19 protein-coding genes and 2 pseudogenes are annotated in these 25,497 nt (G+C 71.7%); 11 read left to right on the top strand and 10 right to left on the bottom strand.

Annotated features, from left to right (window positions below; translation table 11 throughout):
* Positions 1-57: 57 nt before the first annotated feature.
* Positions 58-2,499, bottom strand: a complete 2,442-nt coding sequence (locus ACIRP2_RS11235) for an ABC transporter family substrate-binding protein (RefSeq protein WP_404248743.1) — start codon at positions 2,497-2,499, stop codon at positions 58-60.
* A gap of 396 nt (positions 2,500-2,895) precedes the next feature.
* On the opposite strand from ACIRP2_RS11235, the gene ACIRP2_RS11230 reads away from it, so the two are divergent.
* The 3 genes and pseudogenes from ACIRP2_RS11230 to ACIRP2_RS11220 all read left to right on the top strand — a co-directional run.
* Positions 2,896-5,595, top strand: a complete 2,700-nt coding sequence (locus ACIRP2_RS11230) for a LuxR C-terminal-related transcriptional regulator (RefSeq protein ID WP_404248741.1) — start codon at positions 2,896-2,898, stop codon at positions 5,593-5,595.
* A gap of 3 nt (positions 5,596-5,598) precedes the next feature.
* The gene (locus ACIRP2_RS11225; RefSeq protein ID WP_404248739.1) at positions 5,599-6,477 is read left to right on the top strand and encodes an alpha/beta fold hydrolase; all 879 of its coding nucleotides are present in this window, start codon (positions 5,599-5,601) and stop codon (positions 6,475-6,477) included.
* Between the two features lie 140 nt (positions 6,478-6,617).
* Positions 6,618-6,809, top strand: a pseudogene (locus tag ACIRP2_RS11220) (succinate dehydrogenase/fumarate reductase iron-sulfur subunit); the annotation flags it as partial.
* A gap of 6 nt (positions 6,810-6,815) precedes the next feature.
* Here the strand turns inward: ACIRP2_RS11220 and ACIRP2_RS11215 are convergent.
* From ACIRP2_RS11215 to ACIRP2_RS11205, 3 genes are all read right to left on the bottom strand, one after another.
* Positions 6,816-7,367, bottom strand: a complete 552-nt coding sequence (locus tag ACIRP2_RS11215; RefSeq protein WP_404248737.1) for an isochorismatase family protein — start codon at positions 7,365-7,367, stop codon at positions 6,816-6,818.
* Positions 7,368-7,415: 48 nt separating this feature from the next.
* Entirely contained in the window at positions 7,416-8,846 is a 1,431-nt protein-coding gene (locus ACIRP2_RS11210) for an MFS transporter (protein WP_404249460.1), read from the bottom strand.
* A 65-nt stretch (positions 8,847-8,911) separates the two neighbouring features.
* On the bottom strand, positions 8,912-9,379 hold the full coding sequence (locus ACIRP2_RS11205; RefSeq protein ID WP_404248735.1) for a MarR family winged helix-turn-helix transcriptional regulator: 468 nt from the start codon (positions 9,377-9,379) through the stop codon (positions 8,912-8,914).
* Positions 9,380-9,549: 170 nt separating this feature from the next.
* Between ACIRP2_RS11205 and ACIRP2_RS11200 the strand changes: the two genes are divergently transcribed.
* Positions 9,550-10,602 carry a LacI family DNA-binding transcriptional regulator gene (locus tag ACIRP2_RS11200; RefSeq protein WP_404248733.1) on the top strand — a complete coding sequence of 351 codons (1,053 nt, stop codon included), beginning with the start codon at positions 9,550-9,552 and terminating at the stop codon, positions 10,600-10,602.
* A 23-nt stretch (positions 10,603-10,625) separates the two neighbouring features.
* Here ACIRP2_RS11200 and ACIRP2_RS11195 read toward each other — a convergent pair whose 3' ends face one another.
* Entirely contained in the window at positions 10,626-11,618 is a 993-nt protein-coding gene (locus ACIRP2_RS11195; RefSeq protein ID WP_404248731.1) for an acetylxylan esterase, read from the bottom strand.
* 253 nt (positions 11,619-11,871) lie between these two features.
* Between ACIRP2_RS11195 and ACIRP2_RS11190 the strand changes: the two genes are divergently transcribed.
* From ACIRP2_RS11190 to ACIRP2_RS11160, 7 genes are all read left to right on the top strand, one after another.
* Positions 11,872-13,122, top strand: a complete 1,251-nt coding sequence (locus tag ACIRP2_RS11190; protein ID WP_404248729.1) for a sugar ABC transporter substrate-binding protein — start codon at positions 11,872-11,874, stop codon at positions 13,120-13,122.
* A 5-nt stretch (positions 13,123-13,127) separates the two neighbouring features.
* Positions 13,128-14,120: a carbohydrate ABC transporter permease gene (locus tag ACIRP2_RS11185; protein ID WP_404248727.1), complete on the top strand. Its 993-nt coding sequence runs from the start codon at positions 13,128-13,130 to the stop codon at positions 14,118-14,120.
* The gene (locus tag ACIRP2_RS11180) at positions 14,117-15,037 is read left to right on the top strand and encodes a carbohydrate ABC transporter permease (protein ID WP_404248725.1); all 921 of its coding nucleotides are present in this window, start codon (positions 14,117-14,119) and stop codon (positions 15,035-15,037) included. Before ACIRP2_RS11185 ends, ACIRP2_RS11180 begins: the two co-directional genes overlap by 4 nt.
* Positions 15,038-15,146: 109 nt before the next feature.
* Positions 15,147-16,349, top strand: a complete 1,203-nt coding sequence (locus ACIRP2_RS11175; RefSeq protein ID WP_404248723.1) for a glycoside hydrolase family 1 protein — start codon at positions 15,147-15,149, stop codon at positions 16,347-16,349.
* Between the two features lie 280 nt (positions 16,350-16,629).
* Positions 16,630-18,111: a glucoamylase family protein gene (locus tag ACIRP2_RS11170; RefSeq protein WP_404248721.1), complete on the top strand. Its 1,482-nt coding sequence runs from the start codon at positions 16,630-16,632 to the stop codon at positions 18,109-18,111.
* Positions 18,112-18,351: 240 nt separating this feature from the next.
* Positions 18,352-20,181 carry a TPM domain-containing protein gene (locus ACIRP2_RS11165; protein ID WP_404249458.1) on the top strand — a complete coding sequence of 610 codons (1,830 nt, stop codon included), beginning with the start codon at positions 18,352-18,354 and terminating at the stop codon, positions 20,179-20,181.
* Positions 20,168-20,332, top strand: a complete 165-nt coding sequence (locus ACIRP2_RS11160) for a hypothetical protein (RefSeq protein WP_404248719.1) — start codon at positions 20,168-20,170, stop codon at positions 20,330-20,332. The genes ACIRP2_RS11165 and ACIRP2_RS11160 overlap by 14 nt, the downstream gene beginning before the upstream one ends.
* A gap of 31 nt (positions 20,333-20,363) precedes the next feature.
* On the opposite strand, the gene ACIRP2_RS11155 is transcribed toward ACIRP2_RS11160, so the two are convergent.
* From ACIRP2_RS11155 to ACIRP2_RS11135, 5 genes and pseudogenes are all read right to left on the bottom strand, one after another.
* Complete coding sequence (locus ACIRP2_RS11155) at positions 20,364-22,916, bottom strand: SpoIIE family protein phosphatase (protein WP_404249456.1); 2,553 nt, start codon at positions 22,914-22,916, stop codon at positions 20,364-20,366.
* Positions 22,917-23,109: 193 nt separating this feature from the next.
* Positions 23,110-23,538 carry an ATP-binding protein gene (locus ACIRP2_RS11150; protein WP_404248717.1) on the bottom strand — a complete coding sequence of 143 codons (429 nt, stop codon included), beginning with the start codon at positions 23,536-23,538 and terminating at the stop codon, positions 23,110-23,112.
* A 226-nt stretch (positions 23,539-23,764) separates the two neighbouring features.
* Positions 23,765-24,166: an NUDIX domain-containing protein gene (locus ACIRP2_RS11145; RefSeq protein ID WP_404248715.1), complete on the bottom strand. Its 402-nt coding sequence runs from the start codon at positions 24,164-24,166 to the stop codon at positions 23,765-23,767.
* A gap of 84 nt (positions 24,167-24,250) precedes the next feature.
* Positions 24,251-24,436: pseudogene (locus ACIRP2_RS11140) on the bottom strand (hypothetical protein); the annotation flags it as partial.
* A gap of 681 nt (positions 24,437-25,117) precedes the next feature.
* Positions 25,118-25,300, bottom strand: a complete 183-nt coding sequence (locus tag ACIRP2_RS11135; protein ID WP_404248713.1) for an SPOR domain-containing protein — start codon at positions 25,298-25,300, stop codon at positions 25,118-25,120.
* Between the last annotated feature and the right edge of the window lie 197 nt (positions 25,301-25,497).

Below are 25,497 nucleotides of genomic sequence, written 5' to 3'. Positions count from 1 at the left end.
AGCCCGGCGGGCAAGGGACTTGAGCCAGTTCTGAGCTTGCGATTCGTTTCTGACCTGCTACTTCTTCTTGTTCGCCGGGGCTCCGGCGGCCTGCGGATTCTTGAAACCGATGTCCTGGTAGTGGGGTGCCCCGAGCCCGAAGGCGCCGACGTTCGCCAGCTTTCTGTTCGTCGCGACGAGCTGCGGACGCTGGTAGAGAGGAATCGATCCTGCCGCGGCCCAGATCCGGGCGTCCGCCTGCTTCATCAGGTTCTGGGCGGCCCCCTCGTCGAGCTCCGACGCCGCCTGGTCGAAGAGCTGGTCGATGTGGTCCGTGCCGACGCGGGTGTAGTTCTGCTCGACCAGCAGCGAGCCGTCGGTGGCGGGCACCGGCTTGGCGAAGATCGGGCGGTCGTCGGTGGCCGGGTAGGCGGTGGCCGGCCAGGAGTACAGCGCCAGGTCGTAGTCGCCGGAGGCGATGTGGTCCTTGAAGTAGCTGTCGTCGGAGACCTTGGTGATCGACGTGCCGATGCCGATCGCGTCGAGCATCGCGGAGATCCTCTCCCCGACCGCGCGCAGCGGCTCCGACCCCGGACCCGACGGCAGGACGAAGCGCAGGGTCAGCGGCTTGCCGTCCTTGCCGAGCGGGCCGCGGCGCGCCTCGGCGGCCCGCTCGGAGGCCGCGGTGCCCGCAGGGGCGTACGCGCCGGTGGCGTCGGCCGGCCGCCTGTCCTGGGCGGCGACCTCGGAGACGGCGTCCTCGGTGGTGCCGGACCCGGCCAGGCGTCCGGCCTGACGCAGCAGAGCGGCGCTGTGGATCGCGGCGGCGGGCGAGGGGGCGAGGGCCTGGCCGGCGTTCCCCGCCCCGTCGCCGCCACCGGGCTTGTTGTCGGCGCCCACGATGTACAGGCCGTCGTCGGCGGCGGGCTCACGCCTGTGGGCGGCGTCGTCGGCCCTGCCGTCGTCGCTCCGGGTGCCCGGGGTGCCACGGCCGGCCTTGCCGTCGTCGCCCTCGGTGCCGGGCTTGCCGCCGGGCGGGCCGGCCTTCTCGGACGCGGCCGGCTTGTCGTCCTTCCCGGCGCTGGTCTCCTTCTCCTTCGTCCCCTTCTTCCCGGCCTCGCTGCCCGCCTTGGTGCCGTCCGGCTTCTTGACCGCGCCCTCCCGCGTCCAGCCCGCCTCGGCCAGCAGCGCCCGCGCCTCCTCGGTGTCCTGGCCGCCGAGCGCGCCGCTGCCGTCCTTGTACGCGGGCTGTCCGGCCAGGGCCAGGTGGCTGCCGAGCGGTGTGGCGGGCAGGCCGAGCGGTTTGAGCACGGTGTCGACGAGCTCCTGGCGGTTCAGGGCGCGGGCGACCGCCCGGCGCACCCGGTCGTCGGCCAGCGGCCCGGACTCGCCGTTCAGCGCGAGCTGGGTGTACGCGGGCTCCAGCGACTTGCGGACCACGTACGAGCGCAGCTTGCCCTGCTCGGCGGTGTACGCCTCCGCCGCCGCCCTGGCCTTCTCCCTGGCCGCCTGCGCCGCCGCCGCCTCCTCCTCGTTCGAGCCGTGTGCCGCGGCCCAGGAGCGCAGTGCGGCGGCCGGGCCGTCCCCGGAGCCGGGGCCCTGGGCGAGCGGCTGCCCGTTCCCGCCGCCGTCGCGGCCCGCCTGCACGATCCGGTGCGCCGCGGCGGCGTCGACATCGGCGACGTCGATCCTCCCCTCGGTCAGCGCCTGGGCGCGGTCCTGCGGCTTGACGGCCCGGAAGACCAGCTTGTCGAGCCTGGCGGTCCCGCCCCACCAGCGCGGATTGCGGACCAGGGTGACTTCGCCGGCCTTCGTGTCCACCCCGCCCAGCCGGAACGGTCCGGCGGTGGCCTTGAGGGTGGTCCGCGCGCCGTCGTTGAAGGAGTTCGGAGAGCCGGTCACCTCCTTCGGGTACAGCGGGGAGAAGAGCGAGCGCCAGTCCGCGTACGGCTTGGCGAAGGTGACCCGGACCTCTTGGTCGTCGGCGCCCCGCTCGATCTTCTCGATCCGCTCGTAGCCGGCGTTGCGGGCGGTCCAGTACGCCGAGTCCTTGCCGCGCAGCGCCCGCCACTGGGCGACGAAGTCGGGCGCCCCGATGTCCCGCCCGTCGCTCCACACCGCCTGCTGGTTGAGCCGGTAGAGCACCACCTGCCTGGGCTCGCGCTCGACCACCTTCGCGGACTCCAGGTAGTCCGGATTCAGCTGCGGCCTGCCCTTGGCGTCCAGGGGGAACAGCGTCGGCAGCAGCGCACCGGTGATCCGGGTGGTGGCGCTGTCGGCGTCGGCCTGGAAGACGTTGAGGGTGGTGGGCATGGTGTCGATCGCCCAGTTGACCGTGCCCCCCTGGGCGACCAGGTCCCGGCCCGCGATCGCGATGTCCTGGGGGACGACGGCGCCCGCCGCGCCGTCGTCGTCGGAGCTGCAGCCCGCCAGCACGGGGAGCGTCAGCACGCCCGCCGTGAGGAGCGCGAGCGAGCGGCGCTTTCGGGCCGTCCCCCGCGGGACGCCGACGTGGGACATGGCTGATACCTCCGCGGCCGGACCGGCCCACCCGCACCGGAATGGGTCGGATTCTGCATTCTTGGTGTCATATGTAGCTGATCACACTGGTTTCGTCCGTCCACTGAAGGCGCACCCGCGCGAGCGGCGGCGCAGACACGGCGCAGCGGCCCGGAACCTCACCCGGGCGGCGCAACGCCGCGCGACACCGGGAAGGCCCGCACTCTTCACCACACGGGCATGACGCCCGACACCCTCAGGCCCATGAACATGACCGCCCACGATCGCGGAGGAGATAGCAAGTCATGCTGTGACAAGCAGACTTGACGGGTGTTCAGCACTGCCTCGACGATCTGGTCCGCACGTCGACCGGCCGGGAGGACGGGGCAGCGCGGAGGTCTCCTACAGTGGGTGTCCGTGCTTTACGGAAGATCCGCGGAAAGCGGTGCACTGGACGAGGTGATCGCGCGGGCTCGCGACGGCTTCGGCGGCGCGGTGGTGCTGCGGGGCGAGGCAGGCGTGGGCAAGACGGCCCTGCTCGACGCGGCGGCCCTGCGAGGCGGCGCCATGCGCGTGCTGCGGACCACTGGCGTCGAGGCCGAGTCCGACCTGGCGTTCGCGGCGCTGCACCAGGCGCTGCGGCCGGTGACCGGCTCGCTGGATGCGCTTCCCGTACCGCAACGCGACGCTGTGCGCGCTGCGTTGGGGCTCGCCCCCGGGAGTGACGGCGATCGGTACCTGCTGGGCGCGGGTGTGCTGTCGTTGCTGGCCGAGGCCGCCGCTCCGGACGGTTTGCTCTGCGTGGTCGACGACTTCCAGTGGACCGACCGGGCCTCGGCCGATGCACTGCTGTTCGCCGCCAGGCGGCTGGCGACGGAGAAGATCGCGATGTTGTTCGCCGTGCGCGGGGACGCTCCGGTCAAGGGGGTGCCCCTGACGGTGGAGGTGCGTGGCCTGCCCGGAGCCGCGGCGGCCGAGATGCTGGAGTCGCGCTGGGGCGTGCCGCCCGGTGTGGTGCGGGAACTCGTCGCACTGACCGGCGCGAACCCGCTCGCCCTGGGCGAGATCGCCGCCCGCCTGTCACCGGCTCAGCTCGCGGGGCGCGAGCCGTTGCCCGACCCGCTTCCCGGTGGCGTCCGGCTGTTCGGCGATCGGGTGGCCGCGCTGTCCGCCCCCGCCCGGCGGCTCGCTCTGGTCGCCGCGGTGGAGGCCGACCTCGCTCTGGTTCTGCGCGCCACCGACCGGTTGTCCGCCGAGGGAGCGGTACGGCCCGGGGAGAACGCGGGGGACGGGACCGGGCGGTCGGCGCCGGCCGAGCTGGAGGAGTCCGGGCTTGCGGAGTTCTCGGGCGCGCGTGTGCACTTCCGCCATCCGCTCGTCCGGTCGGCGGTGTACGAGGCGGCCACCGCCGCCGAGATCCGCCGGGCGCATGCCGTGCTGGCGGAGCTGGCCGAGGGCGACCGCCGCGCCTGGCACCTGGCCGGAGCGGCGATGGGCCCGGACGAGCAGGTCGCCGCCGAGCTGGTCGCCGCCGCGGAGCGGGCGCGTGACCGTGGCGGGTACGGCACCGCCGCCACCGCCCTGGCCAGGGCGGCCGGGCTGACGCCCGAGCCGCACACCCGTGCCACCCGTCTGAAGGACGCCGCCGTCGCGGCCTGGCTCGGTGGCCGACCGGGGCAGGCGCAGTCGCTGCTGGCCGACGCCCGCGACCTGGCCGACGCCGGTGCCGGCCTCACGATGGAGATCGCCCAGTTGCGAGGCCGGTTCGAGCTGAACTCGGGCAACGCCGCCGAGGCCGTGCGGATCCTGGCGGCGGGCGACAGCCTGGACATGCTCGCCGATGCTGTGGAAGCTGCCTCGTACGTCGGTGACACGGTGGCCGTCGTCGAGCTCGGGCGGAGGGCGGCAGCGCACCCCGAGGGTTTCCTGCGGGACACGGTGGCCGGGATCGGCCTGACACTGGACGGCGACGCTGCCGGGGCGGGCCTGTTGCGGCGGGCGCTGGCGCGGGTCGGCGAGCTGCGGGAGGCCGCGGAGTATCTGTGGGCGGCGGCCGCGGCCGCCCAGCTGGGCGAGTCGGATCTGGCGGCCGAGATGGCCGAACGGGCCGGACGGGTGGCCAGGGTGTCGGGGATGACCGGGCAGTTGCCGGTCGTGCTGGAGTTCGTCGCGACGGCCGAGCGCATGGCGGGTCGGCTGGACATCAGCCGGGCCGTCTCCGAGGAGGGCCTGGAACTGGCTCGCGAGGCCGGCTATGAGAACACGGTGGCCGCGCACCTGGCCAACCTGGCGGTGCTGGCGGCGCTGCGCGGCGAGGTGGAGACGTGCGAACGGCGGGCCCGCGAGGCGCTGGCCATCGCCGTGCCGCATCGAGTGGGTCTGCGGGCGGGGGTCGCCGCGTACGCGCTGGCCCTGCTCGACCTGTGCCTGGGGCGCTGTGCGACGGCGCACGACCGTTTCACGGCCCTCGCCGCGGCGGGACCGGGTGTCGGCCATCCCGCCGTGGTGTGGCGGATGGCGCCGGATCGTGTGGAGGCCGCCGTGGGCGCGGGTGACGAGGCGGGTGCTCGGGCGGTGCTGGAGGCGTACGAGCGGTGGTCCGCGCACGCCGCGACGCCCGAGTCGCGCGCTCTGCTGGCCCGTTGCCGGGGCCTGGCCGAGTCGTCCGAGGACGCCTTCGGCGAGGCGTTGCGGCTGCACACCAACCCGTTCGAGGCCGCCAGGACGGCTCTGCTGCTGGGTGAGCGCCTGCGCCGCGCGCAGCGGCCGGGCGAGGCGCGGGCGCATCTGCGGATGGCGTGGGAGACGTTCGAACGGGCGGGTGCAGGGCCGTGGGCGAGGCGCGCGCAGGGCGAGCTGCGGGCGGCGGGCGAGAGCGGGCAGGCCTCACCCCCGGCCGTGCTCGACGCGCTGACCCCGCAGGAGCTGCGTATCGCGGGCCTGGTCGCCGACGGGTTGTCGAGCAAGCAGATCGCTGCCCGGCTGTTCCTGAGCCCGCGCACGGTCGAGTACCACCTGTACAAGATCTATCCGAAGCTGGGCATCGGCTCCCGTACGGAACTGGCGCGACTGGTAGTTCTACAGAAGGCACCCGCGACGGAAGCGGACATGCTCTGAGACATGCATGAAGTGAACATCTGGAGTGAAGAGTTCGGCGCCGCGACGGACCCGCCGATCCTGTTGATCATGGGTTCGATGTCGCAGGGCGTCCTGTGGCCGGACGAGTTCGCCGGCCGCCTTGTCGCCGGGGGCCGCCGGGTGATCCGGTACGACCACCGTGACACCGGCATGTCGGGCACGGTCGACTTCGCGGCGGAGCCCTACACGTGGCACGACATCAAGAACGACGTGTACCGCGTGATGGACGCCCACGGCCTGGAGAGCGCGCATCTGGTCGGCCACTCGGCGGGCGGGCTGCTGGGCCAGTTCGTCGCGGTGGAGCGGCCGGAACGGGTGCGCTCGCTGACCGTCATCGGCTCCTCGCCGCTCGGCGGCCGCGAAGGTCGGGTGATCATGCGGTCTCTGATGGGGCAGCCGCAGCCCGAGGGGAGTCTGCCCGAGCCGGCGCCGGAGTTCGTGACCTTCTACCGTGCGCTCATGGCCGCCCCGCCGCCGAAGGACCGACGCACCCGGATCGACGGCATGATCGCCGAACAGCGCGTGCTGCACGGCACCGGGCTGCCGTTCGACGAGGACGCGGCGCGTCGGCTGCAGGAACGGATCCACGACCGGGCCCGCGACCTGTCAGCGGTGGCCAACCACCGGCTGGCCGCGATGGCCGAGCCGGACTTCGAGCCGGTGGACGTGCTGCACCGGGTGAAGGCGCCCACGCTGGTCGTCGAGGGCAGTCACGAGCCGGCCAAGCCGGGCCACGGCGCGATCATCGCCGAGCAGATCCCGGGGGCGCGGCTGATGATCGTGGCGGGCATGGGGCACACGCTGCCGCCGGAGGTGCACGAGGAACTGGCCACCGCCGTCCTCGCGCACACGGCCGGGTGATGTCCGCCCCGGGCTGTGTCATCCGCATCGAACCGGCCCACGCGCCCCGTCGGTGCTCGAGCCCGGGAAGGACCAGCTGCGCAAGTGCGTCGCCGAGCCGGACAGGCACCCCTCCTGGACGCCGCCGGGACCGAACCCGACCGGACGGCGGCGGCCAGGAGGAACACGGGCCGAGGTACTGCGACATCACGAAGTGCTGCACGCAGGTGTGTCCCGAACACATCAGGAGCACCGACAACGCGCTGATCCCGCCGAAGGAACGGACCGTGGGCCGGAAGTCCGACCGGCCGGTGCGGCCGGGGAACGGGATCCGGCGGCGGGGGACTCCCTGATCCCCCTCAGCCGAGCAGCTTGACGATCGCCTCGGTGGTGTCCGTCTCACCGAGACGCGGGAAGATCTTCTCGACGCCGTTGCGGTGGGCGTCGCCGTCCATGTCGGTCACCGCGTCCGTGGCGACGGTGACGTGGTAGCCGTGCTCGTACGCGCAGCGGGCGGTGGACTCGACGCCGATGCTGGTCGCCACGCCGGTCACCACGACCTGGGTGACGCCCCGGCGGCGCAGCTGGAGGTCGAGGTCGGTGCCGTAGAAGGCTCCCCACTGCTGCTTGGTGACGACGATGTCGCCCTCGCGCGGGCCGAGCTCGGGAACGATCTCGGCCCAGTCGGCGGGGAGCGTGCCGGAGCGACCGGGTGCCTCGGTGCGGCCGGGGGCACCGCCGGTGACGCGGACCAGGACGACCGGGAGGCCCTTGGCGCGGAAGGCGTCGGCGAGGGTCGCGGAGTTCGCGACGACGTCGGCGGCGGGGTGGACGGTGGGCAGTGCGACGATGCCCTTCTGCAGGTCGACGACGACCAGGGCGGTCTTCGGGTCCAGGGTGGTGGCGGTCACGGTGGTGCTCCTGTGGTTCGGGAGTGGAAACGGTTCGGGCGAAACGGTTCAGGCACGGGTGCGCAGGGCGCGGTCGGTGACGGTCAGGACGATCAGCAGCAGGCCGAGGACGACGGAGACCGCCGCCATGAGGTGGAGCCCGCCGTCGCTCGCCGACCGTCCGTAGGCGAGGGCGATCAGGCTGGACGCGGTGATGGCCCCGATGTACTGGGCGGTGCGCTGGAGTCCGGCGGCTGAGCCGATGCTCTCGGGCGGGGCGTACGCCTGGACGGCGGCCTGGTTGCTCGTACCGATCAGCCCCTGCGGTATGCCGAAGCAGGCTCCGGCGAGCAGCAGTACGGCGAGCGGGGTCGAGCCGGAGAAGAACGCCAGCACCCCGGCGCCGACGGTGAGCAGCACACAGGCCAGGGTCAGCGGACCGCGGATCCCCTTCGTACGGGCGCCGAGCAGCGAACAGACCAGCGCGGCGAGCGACATCGGCAGCATCAGCACTCCGGTGTGCCCGGAGGAGTAGCCCCGCACCTCCTCCAGCCACTGCGTGTAGCCGTACATCACGCAGTAGATGAGCAGATAGCTCACACCGTGGCGCAGATACGTACGGGCGAGCGCTCCGTTGTCCGCGAGCATCCGCAGGTCGATGAAGGGCCGGGGACTGTGCAGTTGCCACCACACCAGGACGCCGGTCAGTGCGGCGAACGGCGCGAGCAGCCACCACATGGGGTGGGAGAGGTCGAGCAGGAAGACGACCAGCACGGTGAGCGCGGTGGAGAAGAGGCCGATGCCGAGCGGGTCCAGGTCGAGCTTCGGCACGCTGCCGTCGGCGGCGCGCCCGCGCGGCGGGTCCGCCGGGATCCAGAGCAGCGCGGACCCGAACGCGAGGAGCGCGACGGGCACGTTGACGGCGAAGATGCCGCGCCAGCCGACGGCCATGACGAGCAGCCCGCCGAGAGTGGGCCCGACGGCGGCGCTGCCGAGCGCGGCGAAGGAGAGCCTCGCCAGGACCGGACGCGGGGTCGCGCGGCCGATCCGCCGGGACTCGTCGCGCAGTACGGCCATGGCGGCCGGATACGCCGCCGACGTACCGATGCCGAGCAGCAGCCGCGAGACCAGGAGCCACCCGAAGTCCGGCGCGTACGTGCCGACCAGTCCGGATGCCATCACGACGATCAGCCCGGCGAGGAAGACGCGGCGGGGGCCGAGGACGTCGGCGAGCCTGCCGAGTACGGGCTGGGCGACGGCGCTGGCGAGATAGAGGACCGAGATCAGCCAGGCGGTGTCGGCGGCACCGATGCCGAAGTGGTGGCCGATCGCCACCAGGGCCGTGGAGATCATCGTGGTGTTGAGCGGGTTGAGCAGGGAGCCGATGAGGAGCGGGGCGGTGAGGCGGGCGCCGAATCCGGGGACGGGCCGCTCCGTGGACCGCGGTGCGGATGCCGCGGAAGTCGCCGTCTTTGTCTGCGGCGGTGCGGGTGCCGGCACCGCCCCGGGTATCGCCGCGCTGGGCGCCTCGCGGCCGGTCGGCTCCCGGCCGAAGGGGCGGCCGGTCACTTCCCGACCAGTCGGTCGATCAGCTCGGCCGCCTCGGCGACCGTGCGGCGTTCGGCCCCGTCCAGCTCGGCGGCGATGGCCTCGGCGAGCCAGTTGTGCTTGGCGGCCCGGACCGCGGCGAGCGTGGTGCGTCCGGTCGCGGTGATCGATATCACCGACTTCCGGCCGTCGGTCGGATCGGGCGCCCGCTCGACGAGTCCCTGGCTCTCCAGCGCTCCGAGGGTCAGCCGCATGGACTGCGGACGCACGTACTCGGCGCGGGCCAGCGCGGCCGTGGTGGCCGGTCCCTCGTCGTCCAGCCTGGCGAGCACCGAGCGCTGGGTCGGCGTGAGCAGGCTCTCCGACGACGTGGTGCGCAGCCGTCGCAGCAATCGGCTGACCGCGGCGGTGAGCTGCGTCGCCAAGTGCTCGGCGGTCGGCTCGGCGCGAGGACCGGCAGATCGGGCTTCGATCGGTTCGGGCATGCCTTCACCGTAGAAGATGCACAGGCCACCTTGCAAGGTTACCTGTCTGTTTTTGGGCGGTCTTGCCCGTCGAGCAGCCAGCGATCTAGGGTGAATGCGCTTTCAAAAGAGGGTCGGTACATGCAACAGCAGGTACTTCGGTACGGAAGAAGAAGCGGACGGTCGGTCGAGTGAGCGCCCCAACGGTGTACGACGTCGCCGAGCGGTCGGGCGTCTCCATTGCCACGGTCTCGCGGGTCTACCGCACCCCCGATTCGGTGCGCGCCCAGACCCGTGAGCGGGTCCTCGAAGCCGCCCGACAGCTCGGCTACGTGCCCAGCGGGAACGCCCGGGGCCTGGCCAGCCGGACCACCGGCGTGCTCGGCCTCTGCTTCCCCGACATGGCCGATCCCGACGCCGAGGCCGACGCGGAGGCCGACAGCGACGCCGACGACGCGGTGATGCTCTACTCCGACCAGATCATCCGCGGCATGGAGCGGGCGGCACGCCGGCACGGCTACGCGCTGCTGATCGCCGCCTCGCTGGAGGGCGGACCGGAGAGCGTGGCGAAGGTCGCGGGACGGGTCGACGGCTTCGCCGTGCTGGCGCGGACCGTGCCGACCGAGGACCTCGAAGTCATATCGCGCCGGATTCCGGTGGTGATGCTCGCCGGACCGCGCGAGATCGACCACCTCGACCACGTCGTCGTCGCGAACGCCGACGGGGAGCGCGAACTGGCCCGCCACCTGATCGAGGACCACGGGCTGCGCAGACTCGCGTTCGTCGGGGGCGAAGCCGACTCGCCGGACGCCGGGGCGCGGTTCCTGGGCTTCCAGGAGGCGTGCCGCGACGCCGGACTGCCGGTGCCGAACGAGCCCGACCTGCGGGCCGAGCCGATGACCCAGGCCGAGGGCGCACGGGCCGCGGAGGCGCTGCTCGACCGGCCCGGCGAACGGCCGGAGGGGGTGCTCTTCGCCAACGACCAGATGGCGGTGGGCGCGCTGCGCGCACTGGAGCGGCGCGGGGTACGCGTGCCGGAGGACATCGCGGTGACCGGTTTCGACGGGATTCCGCTCAGTCGGATCGTACGGCCGCCACTGACGACCGTGCGCCAGCCGATCCGCCAACTCGGCGAGCAGGCCGTCGAGTTGCTGGTACAGCGCCTGGGCAACAGCGGGCGCGAACCGGTGTCGCTCATGCTTCCGGTATCGGTGATCCGCCGCGCCAGCTGCGGCTGCGGCTGACGGGAGGGGCCCCGGGGCGGCCCTCAGGCCCGCCCCAGCCGCTCCCCGAAGAACCGCCGCCGCACCGCCTGGAGCTCCGCCACCTCCGCCGCCGTGCCCTCGTGCTCGAAGTGCCCCGCGCTCAGCACCAGCAACTCGTGCTCACCGGCCAGCGCGTTGTGCACGGCGAACTGCCCCGGCGGCGGCACCGAGGGATCGAAGAGCGCCGCGGCCACCAGCGTGGGCATCTCCAGCCGTGTCGCGGCCGTGGCGGCGTCGAAGTACGACAGCACCTCGGTGACCTCGGGGTGATCCCGCCGGTACCCCCGCACCGACTCCCCGCTGCCGATGCACGGCAGGGTGAGCCGCAGCGGATGGTTGCCGAAGGTCGGCACCGTCAGCTGCGCGGCCCCGAACCGGTCGTCCCAGGGCATCGCCAGCGCGCCGAGCCCGCCGCCGAAGCTCTCCCCCAGGTACCCGAGCCCCGGGCCACCCGCCTCCGGCGCCAGTTCCGGCACCAGCTCGCACAGCGCCGACGCCGCGCACCACAGGTCCGCCACGCAGTCGCCGATGACATACGTGTCGCGCGACTCGATGCCGTGCAGCACATGCGCGGCGGACACGTCCGGGATGCCCGGGTGCAGACCGCGCGTCCCCATGCCCCGTACACACGGCAGGATCGCCGCGGCCCGGGGCAGCGGCAGCGGCACATCGGGGCCCGGCTCCTGCCGGCCGCCGTAGCCGTGTCCGATGACGAATCCGTGGTCCGCCGGGCCCTCGACGGGCAGCGCCACCCAGCCTCCGAGCCGCACCCCGCCCACCGAGGTGAAGGTCACGCCGTGGATCCGCACCCCGTCGCGCTCCTCCTCCGGCGGCCCGAGTTCCGGCTCCGTGGCGACCTTGCGGGCCTCGGCGTGACGGGCCTGCCAGAAGGAGTCGAAATCGTCCGGAGCGGCCGGAGCGGGGACGCCCAGCAGGTCCTGGAGCGTACGCCCGTAAGCCGGGTCGAAGGGGAAGTCGTGTTCGAACGAAGCCATGGACCCGACCGTATCGGCCGCGCCCGCGGCGGTACAGGCCGTTGATCACCATGTGGCTCTCAGCGAAATCGGTCACATCATGCGCAATTTCGCAAACAGCGCACTTACCGTGCCAAGTTGAACATTCAGATGTCCAGCACGTTGCACGAGTGTGACCTAGCACCCTCTTGCGGATTCCTGAATCTCTGTCGCAGAGTGATGTATGCGCTTACAGGCAGCGCATACATTCGGATTGCTCGAGGAGGAGCCCTCCATGTCCCGCACCGCCAGAACCGCCACGGCCGGAATCGCGACCGCAGTCGCGCTCACCTTCGGTATCACCGCGTGCGGCAGCTCCGGTGGCGACGACGTCGCCGCGGACAAGAAGCAGACGATCACCGTCTGGGCCATGGGGGCCGAGGGCGAGAAGCTCGCGGATGTGGCCAAGGAGTACACCAAGGCCAACCCGAACGTCACCGTGAAGGTGACCCCGGTCGGCTGGGACGTCGCCCACCAGAAGCTGGTCTCCGCGGCCGCCGCCGGCACGCTGCCGGACGTGGCGCAGATGGGCGGCAGCTACATGGGCGAGTTCGCCGAGCTCGGCGTGCTGGAGCCGGTCGACACCAAGACGTTCGACGAGAAGAACTTCTTCCCCGCCGGCTGGCAGCAGGGCGAGGTGGACGGCAAGGCGTACGGCGTGCCGTGGTACGTCGACACCCGTGTCCTCTACTACCGCACCGACCTGGCCGAGAAGGCCGGCGTCAGCAAGGCTCCGACCAACTGGAAGGAGATGCAGGACCTCGCCTCGGCCTACCAGAAGAAGGCCGGAACCAAGTGGGGCCTGTCCATCCAGCCGAGCGGCCTGGACACGGTGCAGAACTTCTACTCCTTCCTGTACTCGGCCGGCGGCGAGATCGTCAACGACAAGGGCGAGGTCGTCATCGACAGCCCCGAGGCCGTCAAGGCGCTCAAGGAGTACGGCTCGTACTTCGACAAGGGGCTCTCCAACAAGTCCGTGCAGCCCGGCTACGACGTGGTGAAGGACTTCGGCAACGGCCGCGTCCCGATGTTCTTCGGCGGTCCCTGGCACGTCACCCTGCTGAACGAGGGTCAGCCGCAGATCAAGGGCAAGTGGGCGGTGGCCAACGTGCCCGCCGACAAGTCCTCCGTCTCCATGGCCGGCGGTTCCTCCCTGGTCGTCTCCAAGGACAGCAAGCACAAGGCCGCCGCCACCGAGTTCATCAAGTACCTGACGGACACCAAGGGCCAGGCCGACTGGTACAAGCGCACCAAGGACCTGCCCGCCAACACCGCCGCCTGGACCTCCGGCGACCTCGCCGGCGACGCCGACCTCCAGGTCTTCAAGAAGCAGATGGACACCGCCAAGTCCTCGCCCTCGCTGTCCAACTGGACCGAGATCACCGACAAGGTCGACCAGGCCATCGCCAAGGTGACCCAGGGCAAGGCGTCCGCCGAGGACGCGCTCAAGACGGCCCAGTCCCAAATCGAAGGCCTCGTGAAGTAGGAGTCATGCGCACCATGACCTCAAAGGCCGCGGAGTCGGCCAAGGTGCAGGCCGGGCCGGGGGCCTCCAAGCCCCCGGCCACCGGGCCCGCGGGTCGCCGGGGCGGCAGGAAGCGCTCGATGGGCGTGCAGAACGTGGCCGGCTGGCTGTTCTCCACTCCCTTCCTCGTCCTCTTCCTCGTCTTCATGGCGTTCCCGATCGTCGCCACGCTGGTGATGAGCTTCACCGACTTCGGGCTGCGCAACGTCACGCACCCGCTGGACGCGAACTTCATCGGCTTCGAGAACTACGTCAATCTCTTCAGTGACGACAAGTTCCTCAAGTCGCTGTTCAACACGGCGTACTTCGTGGTGATCGGTGTCCCCCTGACCATCTTCCTCGGGCTGGTCGTCGCCGTACTGCTGAACAACGGCATCGACCGGGCACGGACCTTCTTCCGCGTCGGCTTCTACGCACCGGTGGTCACGACCATCGTCGCGGTCGCCGTGGTCTGGCGGTTCGTGCTCGACCCGAGCGACGGGCTGATCGCGGGGCTCTTCTCCGAAGTGGGCCTCACCTCACCCGACTTCCTGGGCTCCGAGACGCTCGCCATGCCGTCGATGATCGCGATGGCCGTCTGGCGCAACCTCGGCACGGTCATGGTGCTCTTCATCGCCGGTCTGCAGGCCATCCCCACCGAGGTGCGGGAGGCCGCGCGGCTCGACGGTGCCGGTGTCTGGCAGGAGTTCAAGGGCATCACCGTGCCCCTGCTGCGGCCCACGCTGCTGTACGCCACGGTGATCACCACCATCGGTTACCTCAATGTCTTCGAGGAGCCGTTCGTGATGACCCAGGGCGGTCCCTCGGACTCCACGCTCACCGTCTCGCTGAACATGTACCGCGAGGGCTTCAACTTCTTCCACATGGGCTATGCGAGCGCCATGGCGTATGTCCTCTTCGTAGTGATCATGGGCATCACGGTGCTGCAGCTCCGACTGCTGAAGGACAACACGAAATGAGCGCCACCAGTGCACCGGGCGCCGTCTCGACGGCGCCGTCGAAGGAGCCCGGGGACACGCGGCCGGCCGAGGCGCCGTCCGGGCCGGGGAAGACCCGCAACCTCAGGCGCCCGCTCGTCTACGTCCTGCTCTCGGTCGGTCTGCTGATCATGTCGGCGCCGTTCCTGTGGATGGCTCTCTCGGCCTTCAAGACACCGCAGGAGCTGACGGCCAGCCCGCCCGTGTGGATCCCGACCGACTGGACCCTGGAGAACTTCCGGGACCTGCTCGACAAGCTCGACCTGCCGCTGTACTTCATGAACTCGGTGATCGTGGCGGTGCTGGTCACCGTCTCGAACCTGGTGTTCTGCTCGATGCTCGGGTACGCCCTGGCCAAGCTGAACTTCGCCGGCCGCAACAAGATCTTCGGCCTGGTCCTCGGCGCCCTGATGGTGCCCGGCAACCTGATGCTCCTGCCGCTCTTCGTGCTGATGAGCAAGCTTCACCTGATCGACTCGTACGCCGGTCTGGTGCTGCCGTTCGCCGCCGGAGCCTTCGGTGTCTTCCTGATGCGGCAGTTCATGCAGTCGATCCCGGACGAGCTGCTGGAAGCGGCCCGGATGGACGGCGCCGGCGAGTGGTACATCTTCTGGCGGATCGTGATGCCGCTGGTGAAGCCCGCGCTGGCGACGCTCTCGATCTTCACGTTCCTGGGCTCCTGGAACAACTTCGTCTGGCCGCTCATCGCGACCAACGACCCCGACAAGTACACCCTTCCGGTCGCCCTGGCCACCTTCGCCACCGACCCCAACAAGGCGGGCGGATCCAACGGCATGCTGATGGCCGGTTCCCTGCTGGTCGTCCTGCCCGTCGTGGTCCTGTTCATCGCGCTCCAGCGGCACTTCACCCAGGGCATCGCCACGGCGGGCATGAAGTAGCCCGCCCCGGGCGGCCGACCCGGGTCGGCCGCCCCACCGAAACGTACGAGGCCGCGCGCCCCGCGCTCCGCCGGCCACACCCCTTCACGCACCAGAAAGACAGTTTGCGATGACTCACACCCAGGTCCCGTTCCCCGAAGGCTTCCTGTGGGGCGCCTCCACCGCCGCCCACCAGATCGAGGGCAACAACATCAACTGCGACTGGTGGGTCAAGGAGCACGCCGAGGGCACCCACATCCAGGAGCCCAGCCTGGACGCCTCCGACAGCTACCACCGCTGGCACGAGGACATGGACGCGCTGGCCGGTCTGGGCTTCACCGATTACCGGTTCTCCATCGAGTGGGCACGCATCGAGCCCGTCGAGGGCCGGTTCTCCCGGGCCGAGCTCGCCCACTACCGCCGGATGGTCGAGGGCGCGATCGAGCGCGGCCTGCGCCCCATGATCACCCTGCACCACTTCACCGTGCCGCAGTGGTTCGAGGCGCGCGGCGGCTGGACCGCCGAGGGCGCGGTCGAGCTCTTCGCCCGCTACGTCGCGGCCTGCGCGCCGGTGATCGCCGAGGGCGTCAGCCACGTCTGCACGATCAACGAGCCGAACATGATCGCCGTGATGGCCGGCCAGGCCAAGCGGGGCGACAACAGCTTCCCGCCCGCCGGGCTCCCGACCCCCGACGACGAGACGACCCTGGCCGTCATCGCCGCGCACCACGCGGCCGTCAAGGAGGTCCGGGCGATCGACGCCGGCATCCAGGTCGGCTGGACCATCGCCAACCAGGTCTACCAGGCCCTGCCCGGTGCCGAGGAGGTCACCGCGGCCTACCGCCACCCCCGCGAGGACGTCTTCATCGAGGCCGCCCGCGGCGACGACTGGATCGGGGTGCAGTCCTACACCCGGACCAAGATCGGCCCCGAAGGCCCCATCCCGACGCCGGACGACGCCGAGCGCACCCTCACGCAGTGGGAGTACTACCCCTCCGCGGTCGGCCACGCGCTGCGCCACACCGCCGAGGTGCTCGGCAACGACGTGCCGCTGATCGTGACCGAGAACGGCATCGCCACCGGCGACGACAGCCGCCGCATCGACTACTACACCGGCGCGCTGAACGAGGTCGCGTCCGCGCTGGAGGACGGCCTCAACATCCAGGGCTACCTGGCCTGGAGCGCGCTCGACAACTACGAGTGGGGCTCCTACAAGCCGACCTTCGGCCTGATCGGCTGGGACCCGGAGACCTTCGAGCGCCTGCCCAAGCCGTCCGCCGTCTGGCTGGGCGGGATGGGCCGCACGCGCGCGCTGCCGCGCATCACCGACTGACGTCGGCCCCCCGACCGGGAGCGACCTGACCGCTCCCGCCCGTACGGGAACCGGTGATACCTGACGGACGCCGGTTCCCGTACAGCCGGGCCCTGTCCGGCCCCGATCCGCCGGACAGGCCCTTCGCCCGCGTGGGCGCCGCACGTTGTCCAGCCCCGCCCACGTGCGGCACCCACGCGGGTGCCGTACGCACGGCACGGCGTCCCGCGCCCTCAGTCACGACCGACGAACGAAATCCGCCCACCGCCCACAGTCGGTGGCTCTTCTTCGAGGGGTTCTGATGGACCGTCGCACGTTTCTCACCGCCGCGGGAACAGGGGCTGCCGCCCTGTCCCTCGGAGCCGTATCCGTGCCTTCCGCAGGCGCCGCGCAGTCCGGACAGTCCGCGCCGGGCCCGGACACGGCACTGCTCCGGCGCTGGTTCCGTGACACATACCGTTCGATCGAGGCGATGACGACCGACTTCGGTCTCGCCGTCGACAAGATCGACGTCAGCGGCCCCGGCGCCCCTGTGCAGTCGCGCCAGACGTCGCCCACCAACATCGGTTGCGGCCTCTGGTCGACCGTCGCCGCCGCCGGGCTCGGCGTGATCGACGACGCCACGATGCGGCGCAGGCTGGAGCACACCGTCCGGGCCGTCGAGAAGCTGGAGCGCCACCACGGCTTCTGGCTCAACTGGTACGACGCGCACGACGGTTCGGTCCTGACCGAGTGGCCCGGCACCGGCGACCCGGTGCGTCCGTTCCTCTCCTCCGTCGACAACGCCTGGCTGGTCACCGGTCTGCGCATCGCCGCCGACGCCTCCCCCGCCCTGCGTCCCCGTGTCGCCCGTATCCTGGCGACCGCCGACTGGTCCTACTACTACACGCCGTACGACCCGGCCGACCCGGTCGCCGGCCCCGGCCAGCTGCGCGGCGGGTTCTGGACCGACACCGGGGAGCCCACCGGCCACCACTACGGAGCACTCAACACCGAACCGCGCATGGCCAGTTACCTGGGCATCGCGGACGGCTCCCTGCCCTCCGACCACTACTGGCACCTGCTGCGCACGATGCTCCCCGAGCACGGGCAGGAGCAGTACCCGCAGGGCGGTTACGTCGCCATGGACGGTGTACGCGTCTGGCAGGGGCACTACACCCACCGCGGCCGGAAGATCGTGCCCAGCTGGGGCGGGTCGATGTTCGAGGCCCTGATGGTGCCGCTGTTCGTGCCGGAGCCGGAGTGGTCGCCGCGTTCCTGGGGTCTGACGCACCAGCGCTATGTCCGCAGCCAGATCGAGCACGGCATGGAGGAGGCGCGGTACGGGTACTGGGGCTTCTCCCCCGCGAACATCCCCGAGGGCGGGTACCAGGAGTACGGGGTCGACGCGATCGGCATGCAGATCGACGGCTACGCCTCCAACACCGACCGCACGTACACCACGGACGGCGCGCCGCTGCCGCCCCCCTCGGCGTTCACCAACGGTGTGGTCACCCCGCACGCCTCCTTCCTCGCCCTGCCCTACGCGCCGGACGAGGCGGTCGCCAACCTGCGGGCACTCGACCGCGACTTCGGCGCCTACCACGACGGCTACGGATTCCGGGACTCCGTCAACGTCGGCACCGGCCGGGTCAGTGACTACATGCTCGCTCTCGACCAGGGCATGATCGCGGCGGCGCTGGCCCAGGCGATCCGCCCCGGCCTGCTGCAGAAGCCCTTCCGGACCGGCGGATTCCAGTCGAGGGTGCGCCCGCTGCTCGCCAAGGAGCGGTTCTCCATCTGATCCGCGTCGCGGCGACGTGCGCGGAGGGGGTCGGTCCCTTTCCGGTACACCGCCCGGTCGCCCTTCCGCCCCGCGCAGCCGGCGCGGAAGGGCGACCGGGCGCGGTTCCCGGCCGCGGTCCGCGCGGCCGGACCGCGGCCGTAGGCGCCGTCGCCGGTTCCGGGCCCGATCGCCGGGTCGCGGGTGACCGGGAGTGGACCTAGCCTCACAAAGGTGACGCCGCTCGTCAGCCGCACCCGGATGTCCCCACCGGGCCGGGCCCTCCTCGCCGTGCTGCTGACGGTGTGCTGGTCGGCCCTCGGCACGGCGTCGACCGCTCGCGCCGACGATCCCGTCACCCTGTCCCGGGACGGCCGGACCACCGACCGGGTGGGGGCGCCCGGGGACCGCGAGGACCAGGTCACGGCAGCACTCGACCGGCTGTACGAAAGCCGTCGCATCCAGCTCCGGGACGTGGCCGGCACGGCCGTCGAACCCGCGCTCGGGAAGCACGAGTGGGCCGGTGCGGCGATCGGCGCCGTGAACGGGTGCTCCGCCTCACTGGCCGCCAGGGCCGCGCCCACCCCGACGATCACGCCCGGTGCCCCCGATCCGGGAACCGGGAATCCGAGCGGTGCGAGTGCCGTGGACCTGATCCTGCCGGTGGTCGTCGTCGGCGGCGCTGCGGCGGTCGCCGGATACACGTACACCCGGCGCAGGAGGCGCGCCACGACCCGCACCACACCGGGTACGACCGGCCGGGGCCGGGGACCCGCCGGACCGGGCGGCAGGCCGCGGCAGCCGACCTCGTTGTCCCGGCTGGACGGCCGGGCGAAGCGGACCCTGGTGGACACCGACGACGCGGTCCGCGCCGGCGAGGAGGAACTGGGCCACGCCACCGCGCAGTTCGGCGAGGAGGCCGCGGCCCCCTTCGCCGAGGCCGTCGGCTGTGCCGAGGGCGAGCTGACGAACGCGTTCCGGTTGCGCCAACAGCTGGACGACGCCCTTCCCGAGGACGAGGCGGAGCGGCGCCGGATGCTGGAGCAGATCATCGGCCGCTGCAGGGACGCCAACTCCCGCCTCGACGCGGTGTCCGAGAACTTCGACCGGCTGCGCGCGTGGGAACGCAACGCCCCGCAGGCCCTGGTCACGGCCGAGACCGCGTTCCGGGCGCTCGCCGCTCGCGTCCCCTCCGCCGCGGCCGCTCTGAGCGCGATGCGCGGCCGGTACGCGGAATCGGCCTCCGCGCCGGTCGGCGGCGCCGTCGAACAGGCCGAGGACCGGCTCGTCTTCGCCATGTCCCGGCTCAATCGCGCCCGGCAGTCCGTGGACACGGGGAACAACGCCGCGGCGGGGGCGTACGTACGGGCCGCCGAGGGCGCCGTCGACCAGGCGACCGTCCTCGTCGACGCCGTGGACCGGCGCGGCCGGGAACTCGCGGAGGCGGCGGACCTGCTGTCCACCGCGCTCACCGAAACACAGACCGACCTGGCCGATGCGGGCGGGCTGCTCGAAGGCACCGCCGAGGGCGTCTCGACGGCGGACCTGCGGGGCCGGATCGCGCGTGCGACATCGGTGCTCGACGACGTTCGGGAGGCGATGGCGGCCGGTCCGTACGACCCCATCGACGCGCTGCGCAGGGTGGAGGAGGCGGACACGGCACTCGACGAGGCGCTGGCCGGTGCCCACGAACGGGAGCGGGGCGACCAGCGGGCGCGCTCCCGTCTCGACCGGGCCACGCTCATCGCGCGTTCGACGCTCGCCGCCGCCGCCGACTACGTCACCATCGACCGCGCAGCGGTGGGCAGCCGGGCCCGGACCCGGCTCTCGGAGGCCCGGCGACGGCTCGACCGGTCCCGTGAACTGGCCGGAATCGACGATCCACAGGGCGCGCTGGCCCAGGCACAGCAGGCCGACTCCCTGGCCGGGCAGGCCCGGAGCCTGGCCGAACAGGATGTGCGCGCGTACGGGGGCCGGGGCGGTGCGGGTGGTGTGCCGGGAGGGGACGGCGGTCCCGGCGGTTTCGGCGGTTTCGGCGGATTCGGCGGCCAGGGCACCCGTGGTCGGCGCGGCGGCGGTGGCCGCTTCTGAACGGGTGCCCGCGCCCGCGCCGCCGGCCCGGGGCGGGGGCCGTGGACAGCAGGGGCCGGCCGCGTCGTCCCCGGACGCCCGGTTCGCGCAGCTGGACGCCCCGGGCGCCAAGGTCGAGGGCCGGCTCGCCGCGCTGGAGACGGCCTCATGAGCGGGCCGCCGCCGACCGCCCGACACCCCCCTCAGAACATGCTCAGCAACTGCTCCACCGTGGGCTCGGCGGCCGGCTCCCCGTCGGGCAGAGCCAGTTCGAACCAGACGGTCTTGCCGCGCGGTGTCCGCCTCGACCCCCAGCCCACGCTCAGCAGCCCGACCAACTGCAGTCCGCGCCCGCCCTCGTCGGTGTCGCGGGCCCGCCGCCGCCGCGGTTGGACGAGCCCCGCGTCCCAGACCTCGCACACGAGCGTACGGTCGCGCAGCAGCCTGAGCCTGATCTCGCCCTCGCCGTACCGCAGGGCGTTGGTGACCAGTTCGCTGACCAGCAGTTCGGTGGTGTCCACCAGCTCGCCGAGGTCCCAGGCGAGCAGCTGGCCACGGGCCAGTTCGCGGGCGCGGCCGACGGAGCGGGGTTCACGCGGCAGCCGCCAGTCGCCCACCGCGTCGGCCGGAAGCCCCTGGATGCGGGCCATGAGCAGGGCGATGTCGTCCTCGCCGTGCCGGGTGTCGAGAGTGGTCAGCACCCGGTCGCAGACGTCTTCGAGCGGCCGTTCCGGTTCGACGAGCGCCCGGCGCAGGGCGGCCAGCCCCTCGTCGAGCGGATGGTCGCGGGACTCGACGAGGCCGTCCGTGTAGAGGGCGAGCAGGGAGCCCTCCTTCAGCTCGACCTCGACCTCCTCGAAGGGTTCGCCCCCCACACCGAGCGGCATCCCGGGCGGGACGTCGAGCAGCAGGGCGGGTTCGCCCGGCTCGACCACGGCAGGGGGAAGATGACCGGCATTGGCGAAGGTGCACCGCCGGGTGACCGGGTCGTAGACCGCGTACACACAGGTCGCCAGGTACACCTCGGAGAGGTCCACCTCGCGGGTCTTGTGGGCGGCCCGCGAGGGCCACTGGGTACCGCCGGAACCGCCGGAGGAGGTGCCGCCGGGAGTGCCGAGCCCTCGGGCGACCTCGTCGAGCGCGGAGAGCACCTCCGCGGGTTCCAGGTCGAGCAGGGCCAGGGTCCTCACCGCGGTGCGCAGTTCGCCCATGGCCACGGCGGCCCGCAGTCCGCGCCCCATGACGTCGCCGACGACGAGGGCGGTGCGGTGGCCGGGGAGCTCGATCACGTCGAACCAGTCGCCGCCCACCTCGGTGGCGGTGTTGCCGGGGAGGTAACGGCAGGCGATGTCGAGGCCCGCGGCCACGGGGTCGCCGGGGGGCAGGAGGCTGCGCTGGAGGATCAGCGCACGCTCGTGTTCGCGCCGGTAGAGGCGGGCGTTGTCGATGCAGACCGCGGCGCGGGCGGCCAGCTCCGTGGCCAGCGCCCGGTCCCGCTCGCCGAAGGGTTCGCTGCCCTTGGTGCGGGAGAACTGGACGAGCCCGACCACCGTGTCGTGGGCGACCATCGGCACGGCGAGCGTGGACTGGACGAAGCCCCGGTCGTCGCCGGGCACGTCCTCGACATGCCCGGTGCGCAGGGCGATGGCGCAGGGCGAGTTGTACGTGAAGCGGTGTACGGCGCCGAGTACGGGCGGTTCGCCGCCCGTGCCGGGTGCGCCGGTGCCCGCGGAGGAGGGCAGGGCGTCCGACACGGCGCTGGCGAGCGCGACGCGGCGCAGTTCGGCGGAGCCTCCGACGGACTCCTGACGGAGCGAGTCCCAGCTGCCGGGAGGCGCGTCGTCGCCGGTGAGCAGCCCCTGGTAGAGGTCGACCGAGGCGAGGTCGCAGAAGCCGGGCACGGCGACGTCGAGGAGTTCGCGGGCGGTGGTCTCCAGGTCGAGGGAGTTGCCGATGCGGGCACTGGCCTCGTTGAGCAGGGCGAGATTGCGGCGGGCGCTGGCGGCCTCGCGGGCGGCGATCTGCCGTCGGGTCACGTCGGTGGCCAGCCCGGCGATGCCGATGGGGCGGCCCGATCCGCTGTGCACCCGGTAGAGGTTCATGGACCAGTGGCGGCTGACCGGGTCGCCGGGCGCGGTGCCGACGAGCTGGAGGTCGGTGACGGAGGCGCCGGTCTCCAGCACGCGCTCCAGGGTGGCGGTGAGCCGGTCCGCCTCGGGGCGGGCGAGGTAGTCGTCGACCGTACGGCCGCGGTGGTCGGCGGCCTGCCCCCCGAAGACGGTGGCGAAGCGCTGGTTGGCGCGCACCACGGTGAGGTCGGTGCCGAACAGCACGAAACCAAAGGGAGATTGGCCGAATATGGCCTGTGACGCGGCGAGGTCCGTCTCGATGCGACGCAGCGCGCGGACGTCCACGACGATACAGATCGCGGCCCGTTCCCCGGTCTCCGTCCCGCTCGGCATCACATAGATCTCGGCGAGCCCGTGCACGGTGTCCTCGCCCGGCATCCGGAACGGGACGAGGCCCGTCCACTCCTTGCCGTCGAGGATCTCGCCGACCCGGCGGCGGCCGTCCCCACGCAGTTCGGCGGGCATGAACGCCTCGACCGGATCCAGGCCCACCGCTTCGTCCGCGGCAATGCCGAAGAGGCCGGCGGCCCGCCGGCTCCACTGCTCGATCAGGCCGTCGGGGCCGATCGAGAAGGAGGCGACCCTGATGTAGTCATAGATCGAGCCAGGCGGGCTGCTCTGCCACACGATATCGCCCGCTGTCCCAGGTATTTCGCTCACGCGACCGTCCCCTCCAGCTCACACACCGGACCGGTCCTGCACGCAGTATTCAGCACTACGGCCCCTACCGACACGGCGTTCACGATCACAGCACGGTCTCAGTCCCTTTCAGCCAGGTTCTGCCCGACCTCTGGTGATCGCTGTGCGTCCCACCCCACTCCTAACCAGGCAGGGCCAGCTCGAACCACACCGTCTTGCCGGTCTTTCCGCGTCTGGTCCCCCAGCGGCGCGCGGAACAGGCCACCAACTGCAGCCCTCTGCCCCCCTCGTCCTCCGGTCCCGCCATGCGTTCTGTGGGCGGATCCGGAAGCGGATCAGAAACTTCCACGAGCAGTCCGGGGCGGTTGGAGGGGGCGTCTCCGTTGGGGTGGGGGCGCTGCAGCCGCACCCCGATGGGACCCGATGTGTACTGCATGGAATTGGTGACCAACTCGCTGACCAGCAGGACTGTCACGTCCCCCAGGGAGGCGTCGAGCCCCCAGCCGCGCAGCGCCTCATGGACGGCGTGCCGCGCGGAGCGCACTGCGCCCGGCTCAGCCGGAAAGGTCCACTCGGCGCAGTCGCCTTCGGTGTCGATCACGCCGATCACTTCCCAAGACCAGCAACGGGGGACGTACTGTTTACGGGGGTTAATCAGCACATACCCGATATTTGGTGCGAACTACCGCGTCGACCGACACGTGGGGCGTACGGGTGTACGGTCGCGCGCACGAACAGACGCACACGGAGAGAGGGGCGCACGAGGCGGCCGACACGCGCCGCCGGAATACATGTCGACAGCACCGAGTCGGCGGCGCGCCGTCGCCCGGACCGGCTCAGTCCAGCTCCCCCGATGCCTTCAGGTCGTCGAAGAGCAACTGATCGACCGGTGGAACCAGCGGGCGGTCCGCGTACGAGAACCAGGCCATCTCCTCGATCTCGCTGCTCACCGCCAACATCCCCTCGTAGTTGGCGGTGTAGCAGCTCATACGGACCACGCCGCCGCCCGGCAGATCGGGCACCTCGGCCTCATAGGTACCCACATGCACCGCGGTGCGCGGTTCGAGGAGCACGGTCAGCTCCTCCTCGATCTCGCGGACCAGGGTCTCCAGATCGCTCTCCGCACCCTCGCGCTTGCCCCCGGGGATGTAGAAGACGTCCTTCCCCCGCGGCCGCGCGCAGAGAATCCTGCCGCCCTCCACACGCACCCACGCCACCGTGTCGATCAGGACCGACATCACTCCGCCTTCACCGTCCGAAACCCACGTCAGGCAGGACCCTAGCGCCGTGAGCGGGAAGGATCACCGCCCACCGGACTTCGCTCAGCCCTCCGGGCGGACACGGGCCCCGGCCGGCCACTTCCTCTCCTCGGCACCGGTGGCGCGAGCGATGCGCAGCATGCCCTGACGGAAGGGATCCGGCTCCTCCTCGGCCCGTACCGGCTCGCCCTCGCGACAGAAGAAGCTCGCCGGGACATCGAGGAAGGCCTGCCGACGGCGGAGGACGGCGTCCCGCGCCGAGGAGGTCGCCTCCGACCTGGTGGCCGGACACCTCGAAGATCGATCCACCTGCCTTCGAGGGCTGTCCCGGGTTCATCTGGGCCGTCGGCCGGTAGTTGTTCGCGGCCGCCGCGATGCCGAGCGATCACTCATCATGTCCGGCGCGTCGAGCGGCTCGCGCATACGCGAGGCCGCAGCACGTGAGCTCACCGGTCCGAGCCTTCTTCCCGTGCCGAGATCCGTGGAACTCCGGCAGAAGCAGGTCCCCGCCCTGCGCAAGGAGCCCATGCCTCCGGTGTCAGGCATCATGAGCCGGGTTTCCCGTCACGCCGCTCGCACAACCAGCGGCCCCGGGGCCGCTGCGCAGTGCCGGACGTGAGCGGCGGCATCGGCTCCTGGAGCGAAACGGTCGCGGAGCTGTCCCGGGGCACCGAGACATACGGCGTGGGCACCACCGGGGGCTTCGACATCTTCCAGTACCGGCGCGGCGGCGAGAGCTTCGAGCCCCGCATGGAGTACACCCGGCCGGAACAGACCGTGCCCCGGTGGGACCGGGTGGAGGCGGCGCTCGCCGCGCACGAGGGCGAGGAGGCCGGCATGACGCCCGGGGCCGCCCTCGTGCTCGACCACCTCGGCCCCCGGGTGTTCACGAGCGAGGGCGCCACGCCCGCACCCACTCCCACGAACGCCCTACGGCCGTGCCCGCGCCCCGACGCGCTCCACCCAGTAGAGCTGCTTGTGGCCATGGGTGTCGAGCTTGTCCGCGACCTTCTGGGCCTCGCCCTGTGTGGCATACCTGCCGACGCGGTAGCGGTTGCCGTTGTCGTCCTGCCGTATCACCAGCCATGGGAGATCGGCACCGCTGTCGGTCATTGCGCCCCTCCCGAGCATTGCGCCCCTCCCTCGAACGGCATGTACGTTTCTAAGGATCCCCAGGAAACCGCAGTACGCATATGCCGGACCCTACGCCTGACCTTCACTCAACGGATACGTAATTACACAAAGAGATACCGATCCGGCCACAAAAAGGGGGGCGCATCCAACTGGATGCGCCCCTGGGGGGAGCCCGT

Origin of the sequence: Streptomyces sp. NPDC101194, assembly GCF_044767885.1 — a bacterium.
Lineage (GTDB): Bacteria > Actinomycetota > Actinomycetes > Streptomycetales > Streptomycetaceae > Streptomyces.
This window is presented reverse-complemented; position numbering and strand designations above follow the sequence as displayed.